The organism is Streptomyces sp. Y1 (assembly GCF_041053115.1).
In the GTDB taxonomy this organism is placed as follows: Bacteria; Actinomycetota; Actinomycetes; order Streptomycetales; family Streptomycetaceae; genus Kitasatospora; species Kitasatospora rubellomurina.
In genome coordinates, this window is sequence record NZ_CP163445.1 from 5,987,030 (window position 1) to 5,999,929 (window position 12,900).

Annotated in this window: 13 protein-coding genes; 3 read left to right on the forward strand and 10 right to left on the reverse strand. The window is 75.6% G+C overall.

The annotated features are described in order from the left end of the window. Window positions 1–28: 28 nt before the first annotated feature. Both AB2U05_RS26100 and AB2U05_RS26105 read left to right on the forward strand, forming a co-directional pair. Window positions 29–742, forward strand: a complete 714-nt coding sequence (locus AB2U05_RS26100; RefSeq protein WP_369184413.1) for an ABC transporter ATP-binding protein — start codon at window positions 29–31, stop codon at window positions 740–742. Continuing rightward, on the forward strand, window positions 739–3,132 hold the full coding sequence (locus tag AB2U05_RS26105) for an FtsX-like permease family protein (RefSeq protein WP_369184414.1): 2,394 nt from the start codon (window positions 739–741) through the stop codon (window positions 3,130–3,132). The genes AB2U05_RS26100 and AB2U05_RS26105 overlap by 4 nt, the downstream gene beginning before the upstream one ends. Before the next feature lie 124 nt (window positions 3,133–3,256). On the opposite strand, the gene AB2U05_RS26110 is transcribed toward AB2U05_RS26105, so the two are convergent. Further along, window positions 3,257–4,072, reverse strand: a complete 816-nt coding sequence (locus tag AB2U05_RS26110; RefSeq protein WP_045708854.1) for a MerR family transcriptional regulator — start codon at window positions 4,070–4,072, stop codon at window positions 3,257–3,259. Window positions 4,073–4,224: 152 nt separating this feature from the next. Next, complete coding sequence (locus AB2U05_RS26115) at window positions 4,225–5,286, reverse strand: DUF2332 domain-containing protein (protein WP_369184415.1); 1,062 nt, start codon at window positions 5,284–5,286, stop codon at window positions 4,225–4,227. Window positions 5,287–5,517: 231 nt separating this feature from the next. Between AB2U05_RS26115 and AB2U05_RS26120 the strand changes: the two genes are divergently transcribed. After that, window positions 5,518–6,030: an SgcJ/EcaC family oxidoreductase gene (locus AB2U05_RS26120; protein ID WP_045705283.1), complete on the forward strand. Its 513-nt coding sequence runs from the start codon at window positions 5,518–5,520 to the stop codon at window positions 6,028–6,030. On the opposite strand, the gene AB2U05_RS26125 is transcribed toward AB2U05_RS26120, so the two are convergent. The 8 genes from AB2U05_RS26125 to AB2U05_RS26160 all read right to left on the reverse strand — a co-directional run bounded on the left by AB2U05_RS26125 (window position 5,993) and on the right by AB2U05_RS26160 (window position 12,866). Beyond that, window positions 5,993–7,549: a sensor histidine kinase gene (locus AB2U05_RS26125; protein ID WP_369184416.1), complete on the reverse strand. Its 1,557-nt coding sequence runs from the start codon at window positions 7,547–7,549 to the stop codon at window positions 5,993–5,995. The genes AB2U05_RS26120 and AB2U05_RS26125 overlap by 38 nt on opposite strands. Then, on the reverse strand, window positions 7,546–8,247 hold the full coding sequence (locus AB2U05_RS26130) for a response regulator transcription factor (protein ID WP_369184417.1): 702 nt from the start codon (window positions 8,245–8,247) through the stop codon (window positions 7,546–7,548). The genes AB2U05_RS26125 and AB2U05_RS26130 overlap by 4 nt, the downstream gene beginning before the upstream one ends. Window positions 8,248–8,365: 118 nt before the next feature. Then, window positions 8,366–8,743, reverse strand: a complete 378-nt coding sequence (locus AB2U05_RS26135; RefSeq protein ID WP_157882292.1) for a hypothetical protein — start codon at window positions 8,741–8,743, stop codon at window positions 8,366–8,368. A gap of 145 nt (window positions 8,744–8,888) precedes the next feature. Continuing rightward, entirely contained in the window at window positions 8,889–10,052 is a 1,164-nt protein-coding gene (locus AB2U05_RS26140) for an SUKH-4 family immunity protein (protein ID WP_369184418.1), read from the reverse strand. A gap of 150 nt (window positions 10,053–10,202) precedes the next feature. Next, the gene (locus AB2U05_RS26145; protein ID WP_369186000.1) at window positions 10,203–10,805 is read right to left on the reverse strand and encodes a hypothetical protein; all 603 of its coding nucleotides are present in this window, start codon (window positions 10,803–10,805) and stop codon (window positions 10,203–10,205) included. Window positions 10,806–11,189: 384 nt separating this feature from the next. Then, window positions 11,190–11,684, reverse strand: coding sequence for a hypothetical protein (locus AB2U05_RS26150; protein ID WP_369184419.1), 495 nt, complete (start codon window positions 11,682–11,684; stop codon window positions 11,190–11,192). Further along, entirely contained in the window at window positions 11,681–12,298 is a 618-nt protein-coding gene (locus AB2U05_RS26155; RefSeq protein ID WP_369184420.1) for a DinB family protein, read from the reverse strand. The genes AB2U05_RS26150 and AB2U05_RS26155 overlap by 4 nt, the downstream gene beginning before the upstream one ends. Window positions 12,299–12,350: 52 nt before the next feature. Next, window positions 12,351–12,866, reverse strand: coding sequence for a MarR family winged helix-turn-helix transcriptional regulator (locus tag AB2U05_RS26160; RefSeq protein ID WP_369184421.1), 516 nt, complete (start codon window positions 12,864–12,866; stop codon window positions 12,351–12,353). Between the last annotated feature and the right edge of the window lie 34 nt (window positions 12,867–12,900).

A 12,900-nucleotide genomic window follows, 5' to 3' on the forward strand; every position in this document is an offset into this window, starting at 1 on the left:
GGGCCGGAGTTCGAAGCATGGAGGGCCCGTGAACGCGCCGATCATCCGGATCCGCGGCGTCAGCAGGACGTACGACCGATCCGACGCCGCCCGCCCCGCGCTGGCCGGGATCGACCTGGAGGTGCGGGCCGGCGAGGCGCTGGCCGTGCTCGGCCGCTCGGGCAGCGGGAAGTCGACCCTGCTCAACCTGATCGCGGGCCTCGACCGCCCGAGCGAGGGCCGCGTGGAGGTGGACGGCGTGGCCGTCCACGAGCTGGGCGAGGCCGCGCTCGCCGAGTACCGGCGCACCCGGATCGGCATGGTGTTCCAGTTCTTCAACCTGTTGGACGACCTGAACGTGCTGGACAACGTGCTGCTCCCGGCGCAGTTGGCGGGGATGCGCCGGGAGCAGGCCCGCGCCCGGGCCGAGGAGCTGTTGGAGCGGCTGGGGGTGGCCCGGCACGCCAGGGCCTTCCCGGGCCGGCTCTCCGGCGGCGAGCGCCAACGCGTGGCGGTGGCCCGGGCGTTGATGAACCGGCCGCCGCTGCTGCTGGCCGACGAGCCGACCGGGGCGCTGGACACCGCCTCCGCCGCGGACGTCCGCGACCTGCTGCGCGGGCTCAACGAGGAGGGGCAGACGATCCTCCTGGTCACCCACGACACCGCGCTCGCCGAGGCCTGCGCCCGCCGGACGATCGAGCTGCTCGACGGCCGGCTGGTGCGGGACACGGCGGACGCGCCGAGCCCGGAGGCGGTGCGATGAGCGCCCTGAGCAAGGTGGTGCGGGCCGGCGTCGGCCGCAAGCGGGTGCAGACCCTGGTCATGGTGCTCACCACGATGATGTCCGTGACGGCGTGCATCCTCGCGACCGGGCTGCTGGTCGCCGCCCAGGGCCCGTACCAGCGCTCCTTCACCGCGCAGCACGGCGCCCACCTCAACGTGCTGTACGACCCTGCCAAGGCGAGCCCGGCCCAGCTCGCCGCGACCGCCGGCGCGCCGGGCGTGACGGCCTCCTCCGGCCCCTACCCGGCGCTCACCGTGCAGGCGCACGCCGGCACCGACACGAAGGTCCCGCCGCCCGGCAGCCCGCTCCCGCCGATGACGCTGGTCGGCCGGGCGCAGGACGGCCCGATGGACGGCCTGCGGATCACCATGGGCCGGTGGGTCGCGGGCCCCGGCGAGGTGGTGTTCCTGGACGGGCACTCCCCGCTGGCGGTCGGCGACAGCATGCAGTTCCCCGACCTGCCCGGGAAACCCGTGCTCAAAGTGGTCGGTCTGGCCTCCTCCGTCTCCTGGAGTGCGGACGGCTGGATCGCTCCCGAGCAGGTCGCCGGGCTCACCGCGCCCGGTACGGTGCCCGCTGCCCAGTACCTGTACCGCTTCGCCCACGCCGGCACCGACGCCGAGGTGACGGCCGACCGTGCCGCGCTCGCCGCCGCGGTGCCGGGCGGCGCCCTCGCCCGGGTCACCTCCTACCGCCCGGCCCAGGAGGCGGCCAACCGGACGGCCTCCACCTTCGTCCCGTTCGTCACGGCCTTCGGGGTGCTCGGTCTGGCCATGTCGGTCCTGATCATCGGCGTGGTGGTCAGCGGCGCGGTCGGCGCCGCCACCCGGCGCATCGGCATCCTCAAGTCCCTGGGCTTCACCCCGGCCCAGGTGGCCCGCGCCTACGTGGGGCAGGCCCTGATCCCCGCCGGGGTGGGCACCGCGCTCGGCGTGCTCGGCGGCAACCTGCTCTCGGTGCCCGTCCTCGGCCTGGCCCACAAGGCGCTGCGCGGCGGCCTGCTCGGCATCCCGCTCTGGGTGGACGTGGTCGTCGCGGTCGTGGCACTGGCGGCCGTGGCGGGCACCGCGCTGGTGCCCGCGCTGCGGGCCGGGCGGCTGCGCACGGTGGAGGCGCTCGCGGTCGGCCGGGCCGGGACGGGCACCGGGGGCGCGGCCGACCGGGGCCGGTCGGCTCGGCGCGGGGGCACCGATGGCCGGGTCGCCCGGGGCCGTGAGCTGATCGGCCGACTTCCGGTGCCGCGCGCGTTCAGCCTCGGGCTGGCGACCCCGCTCAACCGGCCGGCCCGCTCGGTGACCACGGCCGCCGCGGTGGCCCTCGGCACGATCGGGGTGACGCTCTCCGTCGGCCTGACCCTCTCGCTCGGCGCCTTCCAGGACGGGCTGACCGCCGGCCGGTCCGACCAGGTCCTGGTCGAGGTCCCGTTCGACGGCTCCACGCCGGTCGACCACGTGGACGAGGCGGCCGTGGCCAAGGCGATCGAGGCCCGCCCCGGCGTCCGTGCCTGGTACAGCAGCGCGCCGAGCACGGCCGTGCCGGCCGGGAGCACCAGCCGCTCCCAGGTGGTGGCGTTCTCCGGGGACACCTCCCGCAGCGGCTACCAGCTGGTCTCCGGCCGCTGGTTCCAGGGCCCCGGCGAGATCGTGGTCGGTGCCACCTTCCTCCGCGCCAACCAGGCGAAGGTCGGGGACACCATCGCCCTCACCGACCACGGCCGCTCCGTCCCGACGAAGATCACCGGTGAGATCCTCGCGACGGACGACATGGTGTTCGTCGACCGGGCCACGCTGGCTCCGCTCGGCAACACCGTCCACACCGAGGCGAGCTCCTTCCACATCGACCTCACTCCGGGCACCGACGCCCACGCGTACGCGGACGCGCTCGACGAGGCCGTCAGCCCGATGGGCCTGACCGCCGAGCCGGGCGGCCAGCACATCAGCATCGTCATGCTGGCGATGAACACCCTGGCCGTGACGCTCACCGTGCTGCTCTCCGTGGTCGCGGGGCTCGGGGTGCTCAACACGGTGCTGCTGGACACCCGGGAGCGGGTGCACGACCTCGGGGTGCTCAAGGCGCTCGGCATGTCGCCCCGGCAGACGGTCGGCATGGTGCTCACCTCGGTCTGCGGCAGCGGGCTGGTGGCCGGGCTGATCGGGGTGCCGCTCGGGATCCTGGTGCACCACGAGGTCATGCCCGCGATGGCGCGCGCCGCCGGAGTCGGGGTGCCCGAGGCGGACCTCACGGTGTTCGACCTGTCGGTGGTGGGTCCGCTGATACTCGGCGGCCTGGTGCTGGCGCTGCTCGGCGCCGCCCTCCCCGCCACCTGGGCGGCCCGGACCAGGACGGTCACGGCGCTGCGGACGGAGTGACGGCCGGGTCCGCGCACCGGCCCCGGCCGCTGCCCGCCCCGGCCGCCGTCCGGCCCGGCCGCCGTCCGGCCCGGCCGCCGTCCGGCCCGGCCGCCGTCCGGCCCGGCCGCCGTCCGGCCCGGGCTCAGGCCGTCAGTGCCGCAGCCGCGTAGGCCTCCATGGCCGCCCGCTGGTACGCGGCCAGGCCGGGGGCGATCGCCTCGTAGGCGGCGCGCCACTGCTCGTTCTCCGTGCAGGAGCGGGCGATCGCGAGGTACTCCGTCACCGGGACGGCCACCGGGGCGGCTGCGGGGCCGGCCACCGGGCCGGTTCCGGCGCCCGAGCGGAGGGCGCCGAGCAGCCGGTACTCCTCGTCGATCATGTCCTGGACGGGCCCGGCGTCGGCGGGCCGGCCGGCGGCCATCAGCTCCGCCAGCCGGACCATCCGCGCGGTCCGCTCGCGCTGGCCGGCCTCGATCTCGGCCGGGCTCATCGCGGCGGTCGCGCGCCGGGCCGCCTCGGCGTGCTCGGGGAAGTCACGCAGGCTCGCGTCGACGTCGGCGGGCTGGATGCCCTCGAACAGGTTCTCCGGTCGGTTGATGGCGGTCATGGGGGTGCCGTCCTCTCGGGCGCGTTCCAGGTCGGCGATCGTGCGGGAGACGGTGGCGGCGAGGACGTCCAGCCGGTCGCGCTCGGCGACCAGCCGCTGGTGGTGGCCGCGCAGGGCCGCCAGCTCGTCGACCTGGTCGCCGAGGACCCGGGCGATCTCGCCCAGCCCCACGCCCAGCGCCCGCAGCACGAGGATCTGCTGCAGCTGCAGCAACTGCCGCTCCTCGTAGTAGCGGTGGCCGTTGGAGCCGATCCCGGCCGGGGGCAGCAGCCCGATCTCGTCGTAGTGCCGCAGGGTCCGAGCGGTCACCCCGGACAGCCGGGCGACCTCGGCGATCGGCCAGGTGGTCATGCCGTCTCCTCTCCCGTCCCACGTTCGCGTGGACCAGGGCCGGAGGCTCCGGCCCTGGTCACGACGGTAGAAGCTGCCGCTGCGGCAGCTTCAAGCCCGAGCGGCGAACCGGCCCCTGGGCCTCGCGCTCGCGGGCCCGGACCCCGCCCGGTTCACGCCGCGCCGAACCAGTCCAGCGACTGCCCGTGCGGGCCGGTGAAGGCCACCGGCTGTTCGTCCAGGGCGAGGACGAACAGCCCGGACCCCTCGGGGGCCGGGCGGGGCAGACGGCCGGCGACGGTCGGCAGCACGGAGACCGCCTCGTTGGAGATCCAGTGCCCGGGCAGGTCGCGCATGGTCGCCGCGAACTCCTCCCGCGCCTCCGGCGGCAGGTACGCGAGCACCGCACTGTGGAACACCACCGGCGTCGCCCCCGCCGGCACCCGGGCCACCAACTCCCGTACCGTGGCGTTGAGATCGCCGCGCACCAGCAGCGGCGGTTCGGCCCGGGCTATCCGGACGGCGCCGCGCAGCCGCTCCAGTCGGTGGGTCTGCTCCGGCCAGACCAGCGACTCCAGCCAGCGCACGTCCTCCTCGACCCGGACGTCCAGCGGATTGAGGTCGATCCCGGCCCGCCACACCACCTCGGGCAGCCGCTCCCGCAGCGACGCACCGAGCGGCACCGGCCCGCTGACCGTGCAGTCCAGCACCACCGCACTGCCCTCGGCGCCGAACTCGCCGCCCTCCTCGAACTCGCCGGACTCGCCGGACTTGCCGGACTCGCCCGCAGGCACGCCCGCTCCCCCCGCCGCCAGGTACCGGTACCGGTACCGGTACCGGTACCGGTCCGGGTACAGGCACAGGCCGGCCGAGGCTCCCACCTCGATCAGTGCGAGCGGCTGCGGCAGCGTCGCCAGCAGCGGCAGCAGGGTGGCGCAGCGGCCCGCCTCGTTGGTCTGGGTCCGGCGTTCCAGCATGGTCGCCGACACCTCGGCCCAGTGCGCGGTGACCCAGGTGCGGAAGGCCGGCCAGCCCTCCGTCACCGGGCCGCCCAGGTGGCGGACGGCGCCGAACAGCAGGTTCGGCTGCCGCTTGGCGTCCGGCAGCCGCTCCAACAGCGCGAGCAGCGGCCCGTCCTGCGCCACGCGCTCGGCCAACTCCTGGTAGACCGGCGAGTTTCCGCGCGCTTCCCGCTCGGCGAACCTCCGGTAGAGGCCCTTCGCATCACTGTCCACGATCCGTATTCCCTTTCCCCTGAAGGAATTTGGCGCAGCCTTGGCCGTGCCTTTGCCGTCCGCTGGACGGCCGCTTACCGGGCCGCCGCGAGAGTGGGTGCACCGGAGAACGGGCCCGCCCGGAGCGAGTCGGTCCCGCCGGAACAGACCTTAACGATCACCGAGATCGCCGCAGCGACGCCGGTCACACCGGTGGGGCGCGGCCGTGACCCACCGCCCCCAGGAGGCCCGATGAAGTCCAAGCTCCGTACCCGCGCCGTGCTCGGCACCGCCGCCGTGGTGGCCGCGGTCGGCACCTTCACCGCCGGGGTCGGGGCGGCCCAGGCGGGGGAGGAGTCGAGCCGGCGCGGCAAGGCGTCCGAGCGCGAGATCGCCGCGCTCTTCGACCAGTGGAACGCCGCGCTGCGGACCGGCGACGCGAAGCAGGTCGCGGACCGCTACGCCCCGGACGCCGTCCTGCTGCCCACCGCCTCGCCGGTGATCCGCACCGACCGCGCCGGGATCGTCGACTACTTCGAGCACTTCCTGCAGAAGAAGCCGCGCGGCGAGAAGATCCGTTCGGTGATCAACGTCCTGGACGCCACCTCGGCCGTCGACGCGGGCCTCTACCGCTTCTACCTGACCGACCCGGCCACCGGCGCCGCCAAGCAGATCGAGGCCCGCTACAGCTACGAGTACGAGAAGCGCGGCGGCAAGTGGCTGATCGTCAACCACCACTCCTCGGTGCTCCCCGCCGAGGGCTGACCGCGGCACCCCGGGCCACCGCGCCCCGGGCGGCGCTGCGCAGCGTGATCCGTACGCAGAGCCCGCCGCCGGGCGCGTCCGCGAGGACCACGGTGCCACCGTCGTCGGTGACCAACTGCTTCACGATGGCGAGCCCGAGGCCCGAGCCGGAGCGCCCGGTGAGGCCCTGCCCGCGCCAGAACCGGTCGAAGGCCCGGGACTTCTCGGCGTCGGTCATCCCGGGCCCCTGGTCCAGCACCTCCAGCACCGTGGTCCCGGCGTCCGCGCCGCCGGGGTCGTGGGAGCCGCCGGCGGCACCGACGGTGATCCGCACGGTGATGGTGCCGCCGTCCGGCGAGACCTCCAGGGCGTTGGAGAGCACGTTGTCCAGCACCTGTTCCAGCCCGCCCGGCCCGGCGAGCACGGCCGGTACGGACGACCGCTCGGCCACCCCGGCCACCCCGCCCGCCCCGCCCGGACCGGCCACCCCGGCCACCCCGCCCACCCCGGCCACCCCGCCCGCCCCGCCCGGAACGGCCAGGGTGACGGACACGCCGCGCTCCGCCGCCGCCGGCCGCCAGACGTCCAGCCGCTCCTCGACCAGGTCGCACAGCGCCACCGGCTCCGGGGCGGACACCTTGGCCTCGGCCCGGGCCAGCACCAGCAGCCCGCTGACCAGCCGGCTCATCCGGACCACCTCGGCGGTGGCCTGCTCCACGTCCTCCCGGACGAGCTCGTCGTCCACGCCGTCCGCGATGTTGTCCAGCGACAGCCGCAGCGCGGTCAGCGGCGTGCGCAGCTGGTGCGAGGCGTCCGCGACGAAGATCCGCTGCGAGGCGACCAGGGTGTCGAGCCGTTCGGCGCCCTGGTTGAGGGTCCGGGCCAGGGTGCGGGTCTCCTGCGGGCCGGTGACGGGGGAGCGGGCCGTCAGGTCGCCGTCGCCGAACCGGCTGGCCATGTCGTTGAGCAGGCGCAGCGGCCTGGTCAGCAGCCGGGCGACGACGGCGCCCAGCCCGGCGGCGGCCGCCAGCACCCCGACCGCGAGGACGGCCCGGAAGCCCCAGATCCGCCACAGTCGGTCGCTGAGGTCGGCGGTGGCGTAGCGGATCCGGACCGCGCCGACGATCCGCTGGTGGTCGCCCCGGGCGTACGCGGGCACGGTGACGACCAGCTGCGGCCCCCAGACGAACCGCGAACCCCAGTCGGCCGTGCTGCGCCCCTCCCGCAGTGCCCGGGCGATCGCCGCGTCCTCCGGCCGGGCGGGCGTCGGCAGCGGCGGCACGGCCGTGCCGTCCGCGGCCACCGCCTCGACCGTTCCGGGCGTCTCGTCCGCGTACGCGCCGGCCACCCGGGCCAGCGCCTGCCGGGCGGGGGCGTCGCCGTCGCCGAGCAGCAGCGCCATGGTGGTCGCCTCCCGCCGCACCGACTCCTCGGTGTCCCGGCGCAGTTGGGCGGTCAGCGTGAACGCCACCGGCACCGTGAACGCGGCCAGCGCCACGCCGACCAGCAGCACGTAGCTGACGATCAGCCGCCTGATCAAGGGGAGTCGTCCGGGCTCGCGGCCGGGACCGGCGCCACCACCAGCCGGAACCCCACTCCGCGCACCGCCTCGATCGCCACCGCCCCCGCGAGCTTGCGCCGCAGCGCGGCGACGTGCACGTCCAGCGTCTTGGTGGGGCCGAACCAGTTGGCGTCCCAGACCGCTTCCATGATCTGCTCGCGGGACATCAGCGCGCCCGGCTCCTCGGTGAGGAAGGCCAGCAGGTCGTACTCCTTGGGCGTGAGCGGCAGCTCGGCGCCGTCCAGCCGGACCCGGGCGGCCCGGCGGTCCACGGTGAGCCGCGGCCCGTACCGGTCCGGGCCGGCCGCCGCCTGCTGCTCCGCGGGCCGCGCCCGCCGCAGCACGGCGCGGATCCGGGCGATGACCTCGCGCACGCCGAACGGCTTGGACACGTAGTCGTCGGCGCCGATCTCCAGCCCGACCACCCGGTCGGTCTCGTCGCTGCGCGCGCTGATCACGATGATCGGCACGTCACCGCGCCGGCGCAGCGCCCGGCAGACGTCCAGCCCGTCGGTGTCGGGCAGTCCGAGGTCCAGCAGCACCAGGTCGTACGGGTCCGCCTCGGCGAGCGCCGCCGCCCCGGTGGTCACCCAGGAGACCTCGAACCCGTACCGCACCAGCCCGCGCCGCAGCGACTCGGCGACCGGCTCATCGTCTTCCACCAGCAATACGCGCACGGGTGCACCCTAGTGACCCGCACCACCCGCTCGAACACCGGCCGTCAGGCCCGCAGCGGCCTCCACGCCCCACTCCGAGCGGCGGCCGCCCCGGCGCAACGGTGCGCACCAGGTGGCCTCACCACCCCTGGCCGTGCCCCGGCTGCCACTCCAAGCCCGAGTACGGGCGCGGCCGCAGCGTGCGCGCCAGCGCGGTCACCGACCAGACGACCGCGGTCAGCAGCGCGTAGAACAGCAGCAGCGCCCAGAACGGCGTGGTGGACACGCTCTGCTCCTCGAAACGGCACCACGCGTCCGGCGGCAGCCAGGAGGCGCCCGTCTCCAGCAGGTGCCCGCCGCCCGTCACCAGGCCCCGCTCGCAGCGCTCGTCGAAGTCCGACGACCGCGCGTACAGCAGGCCGTAGACCGTGCCCGTCGCCGCGAGGGACAGCAGCGCGACGAGGCCGAGCAGCACCGCCCGTCTTCGCCCGCCGCCCGCCGCACGGTTGTTCGTCACCGGGGCAGCGTACCGGCGGGACGGGCCCGGCACGGCCAGGACCGCGGCGCCGGGCCCCACGCCGTGCCGCCCCCGCCCCCGGCCACCCGCCGCCCCCGCCCGCCACCGTACGGATCCCGGCCACCCGCCGGCCCCGCCCCCGCGGTCAGCCGAGCAGCCCGCCCAGGTGCCCGTCCTCGGCGAGCAGCCGCCAGGAGCAGCCGGGCGAGGCGAACGCCTCCGGGTCGACGGCCTCCACCAGCCGGTCCACCACCGTGCTCAGCAGCGACTGCGGGTCGAACACCGCCCAGGTGTCCCGGCCCCGGCCGCCCTCCCAGCGCTCCCACTCGGCGCGCAGCCGTTCGTACGTCCACAGGGCGTAGAGCAGCGCGGTCAGGTCCCGGTTGAGGTACGCCTCCGGCTGGCCGTCGTCGTACCAGTCGGGCAGCTCCAGCCGGCCGGTCGCGCCGTCCAGGGCGATGGTGAGGTCGGTCGGCCAGTCGCCGAGGGCCAGGAAGTCCCGCTGGTACGGGCGCAGCTCCTCGCCGTCGAAGTACTCCGGGTACGCCTCCGCCATGGTGACCAGCGGTGCCGCGCACGCGCCGAACATCGCCCCGCCGGTCGGCAGGCCGATCTCGGTCAGCAGGTGCCGGGTCGGCCGGTGCACCAGGGCGGCGGGCAGGTCCTCGGGGCGGAAGCGGTGCACCTGGCCGGGGCCGTCGTCCTCGTCGGTGAGCGCCGCGAGCTCCGTCACCAGCTCGGTGCCGACCGTGTACGCAGGCCCGTCCGGGCCGCCCGGCAGCGCGCCCCAGGCCAGGGCCCGGACCAGCAGCGCGGTGCCCCAGTGCGCCGGGGGAACGGCGGGGGGAGCCCCGGCGCGGTCGTACAGGGTCGGATCGAGGGCGCGCATCCGCAGCTCCGCGCCGGCCATCACCTCGGCCACCACCGCCGGGCCGCGCCGCCCGTCCAGGGCGTCGGCCCGCCGGGCGGTCTCGGCGACCGCCTCGACCTCCCGCACCAACCCGGCCAGCGCCGGCAGGTCGGAGGCGAGCAGGTCGCGCCGCGGCCCGCCGTCGCCGAGGTACACCTGGCCGGTGGTCCCGTCCAGCAGCACCAGGCTGCCGGCGGCGGCGTACGGCGCGCAGTACTCCGTCTCCCCGAGCACGAACAGCCGCTCGGCCCCGGCCGGGAACGGCCTCAGCGGGCCGGCGTCGAGCGCCCTGAAGTCCAGGAACGCCCCGGCCGTCGGCAGTCCCTCCCGCAGCAGGAACTCCCGGCTCGCCGCGTGCACCACCCCGCCCGGCAGCCCCGCCGCCCGCGCGCACCCCATGTGCCCACCTCTCGCCGTTCGTTCCCCTGACCACCTGACCCTAGCGGCCCCGCCCGACACCACGACGGCGAGCGCCCCGCCTGCTGCGTCGTCCCCCCTCGCCCTGCCTGCTGCCCCGTCCCGCTGCGTCGTCCCGCTGTGCTCCGCCCGCTACGCCGTCGCCGGCACGTCGACGTTCCACCGCGCCGGCAGGTCGGCGTCGCAGAACACGCACACGTGGTGGCCCTCGCGGACGATGCCGCACTGCGCGCACGCCGGGCAGCGGCGGAACACCAGCTCCTCGGTGAAGCCGCCGGGGTGCGGCAGCCCGAGGCGGTCGAGGGCGGCGGCGACGGCGGGCCAGGAGGTGAGGTCCGGGCAGTAACCGGTGGACTGGTTGCTGACCGTCCGGACCTCCCAGCCGCCGCCGGCCGAGCGTCGGAACCCGATCTCCCCGGCGCTCAGCACCAACTCCCCGCCCGCGCACACCACGTGCTCGCTCCGGCGCGGGGCGAGGCGCAGCGCGCCGGCCAGATCGACCACGAAGGTCGACGGCTCCGCGTGCTCCTCGGCCTCCGCCCAGGCGGCGAACTCGGCGGCCGTCCGCACGCGCCGGCCGACCGGGCTCCCAGGGCCACCGGGACCGCCGGAGTCGCCGGAGTCGACGAGGGCGCTCAACTCCGGCGGGCCCACGTACCGGTACGCCCGGTCGAATCCGTCCGTGACCTCCGTCGCGATGCCCCGCTCGCCCAGTCGCACCCGCCGCCAGGCCATCTCCACGGCCGTCCCGCTCAGGGCGAAGTCCCGCAGCTCATCGAGGAGTTCACGTACCTGCCGCAGCGGCGCCCCGGTCCCCTCGCGGAGCAGCCGAAGCGCGGCGAGCGGGTCGGTGAGCGGCCCGGTGAGTCGCAGCCGGGCCGGGCCGTGCACGGTCAGCAGCGCCTCCCGGACGTCCCGGGGCGTCGGCCCCGGCCCGAAGTGCTCGCACAGCGAGGTGTCGCAGCCGGGGCAGGACTGCTCGGCGTCCCACCGCAACTCCCGTCCTCGATAGAGGAATTGGCCGACACTCCGGACGGCCTCGCCTCCGCACCCCACGCACCGCGCGGCCATCCGCACGCCCTGGTCCGTCCTCATCGCCTCCGACACGCCCGCCGCCCCTCAGCCCCGCCGGGCGTCGGGGCAGTCCGACGCGATCCACTCGGCCGTGAGGTCGGCGGCGGTGACCGTCAACCGCCCGGGTCGGAAGGCCAGTTCATGGGTGCAGCCCTGGCCGTGGGGGAGGATCTCGTCCAGGACGAGCGGCCCCAGGTCTTCCCAGGACGAGGGCTCCCCGAGGCCGTCGAGCCGGATGCCGGTCACCGCCCGGTAGCGGATGACCAGATCCTCCTCGTGCTTCCAGCAGTTGTGGCGGAACCCCAGCTCCAGGGTGCCGGTGCCGGTGCCGGTGTCGCCGTGGCCGAGGTCGAACCGGCTGAGCGTGAGGTCCTTCACGCAGCGCTGCCCGGTGAAGTCGTAGTGCCCGGGGTCGGTGGCGAACGCGGCCGCGCCCGGCGGCAGCTCGGCGGTCAGTCGGGGCAGCGCCCCGAGGTAGCGCCGGGCGGAGAGGACGCCGGTCAACTCGCCGATCCGGGCGTCGAGTTCGACGTACTTCACGCTCGCGCCTCCCCGGCGATCGCGTCGGCCGTGCGGGCGGCCTCGCGGGCGGCCTGTTCGACGCGGGCATGGTGGGCCTGCCACCAGGCGGTGTCGCCGGGGGCGGTGTTGAGGCCGTCCGGGCGCTGACCGGCGGCGCCGTCGACGAGTTCGCGCACGAGGTCGGCGTGGCCCGCGTGGCGGTGGGTCTCGGCGATCAGGTGGACGAGCACCCGGTGCAGGGTCTGCCGGGGCCGGGTGCCGAACGGCAACTCGCCGACCGCGTCCAGCGGCAGGGCGTCGATGGTGGCGTCCGAGTGCGCCCAGATCCGCCGGTAGCGGCCGACGATCTCCTCGGTGCTCTCGTCGGCCCGCGCCCACAGGTCGGCGTTCGGCTCGGTCTCGCCGAGGTACCACAGCGGCGTCGGCTCGGGGAACGGGCGGCCGAAGGTGTCGCCCAGGTAGAGCCGTTCGGCGCCGGTGACGTGCTTGACCAGCCCCAGCAGGTTGGTGCCGGTGGGGGTGAGCGGGCGCCGGAGGTCGTACTCGGAGAGTCCGTCGAGCTTCCACAGCAGGACGTCGCGGGCGTCCTGGAGGTAGATCCGGAGGTCGGTCTTGCCGTCCGTGATGGTCATGCCCCAAGTCTGTTGATCGCATGATCGGCGTCCACTGCATTTCCTGCGGCACTCACGCCGACTCGCCCTGGTCGACGTGCGCCTCGTACAGCCGGCGGAGCAGCCGGTTGAGGTGCTCGCGGTCCGGGGCGTCCAGGGCGGACAGGAACCGGTCCTGTTCGGCTCCGGCCGCGGCGGCGACGGCGGCGACGAGCGCACGTCCCTCCTCGGTGAGGGTGACGACGCGCCGGCGCCGGTCGGTCTCGTGCGGGCGGCGCTCGACGAGGTGCCGGGCCGCGAGCTGGTCGAGGACGGGGACCAGGTTGCGGGCGTCCACGGCGACGAGCTCGGCCAGTCGCCGCTGGCCCGCTGGCCCGTGCTGCTGGAGTGCGACCAGGGCGGCGTACTGGCTCTGGGTCAGCCGGTGTTCGCCGAGGAAGGCCGTCCAGGAGCGGGTGGTGAGCGAGCCGAGGCGCGCCAGCAGGAAGCCGGTGCCGCGTTCGAAGGCAGGCCGGGCGGGCCGGTCGGGCCGGTCGGCCTGCCCGGGCCGGTCCTCGGTGCCCGCTCCGTTCTCGATGTTCTCGCTCATGCGATCAGCCTACTCCCCATAGACATGCCACATG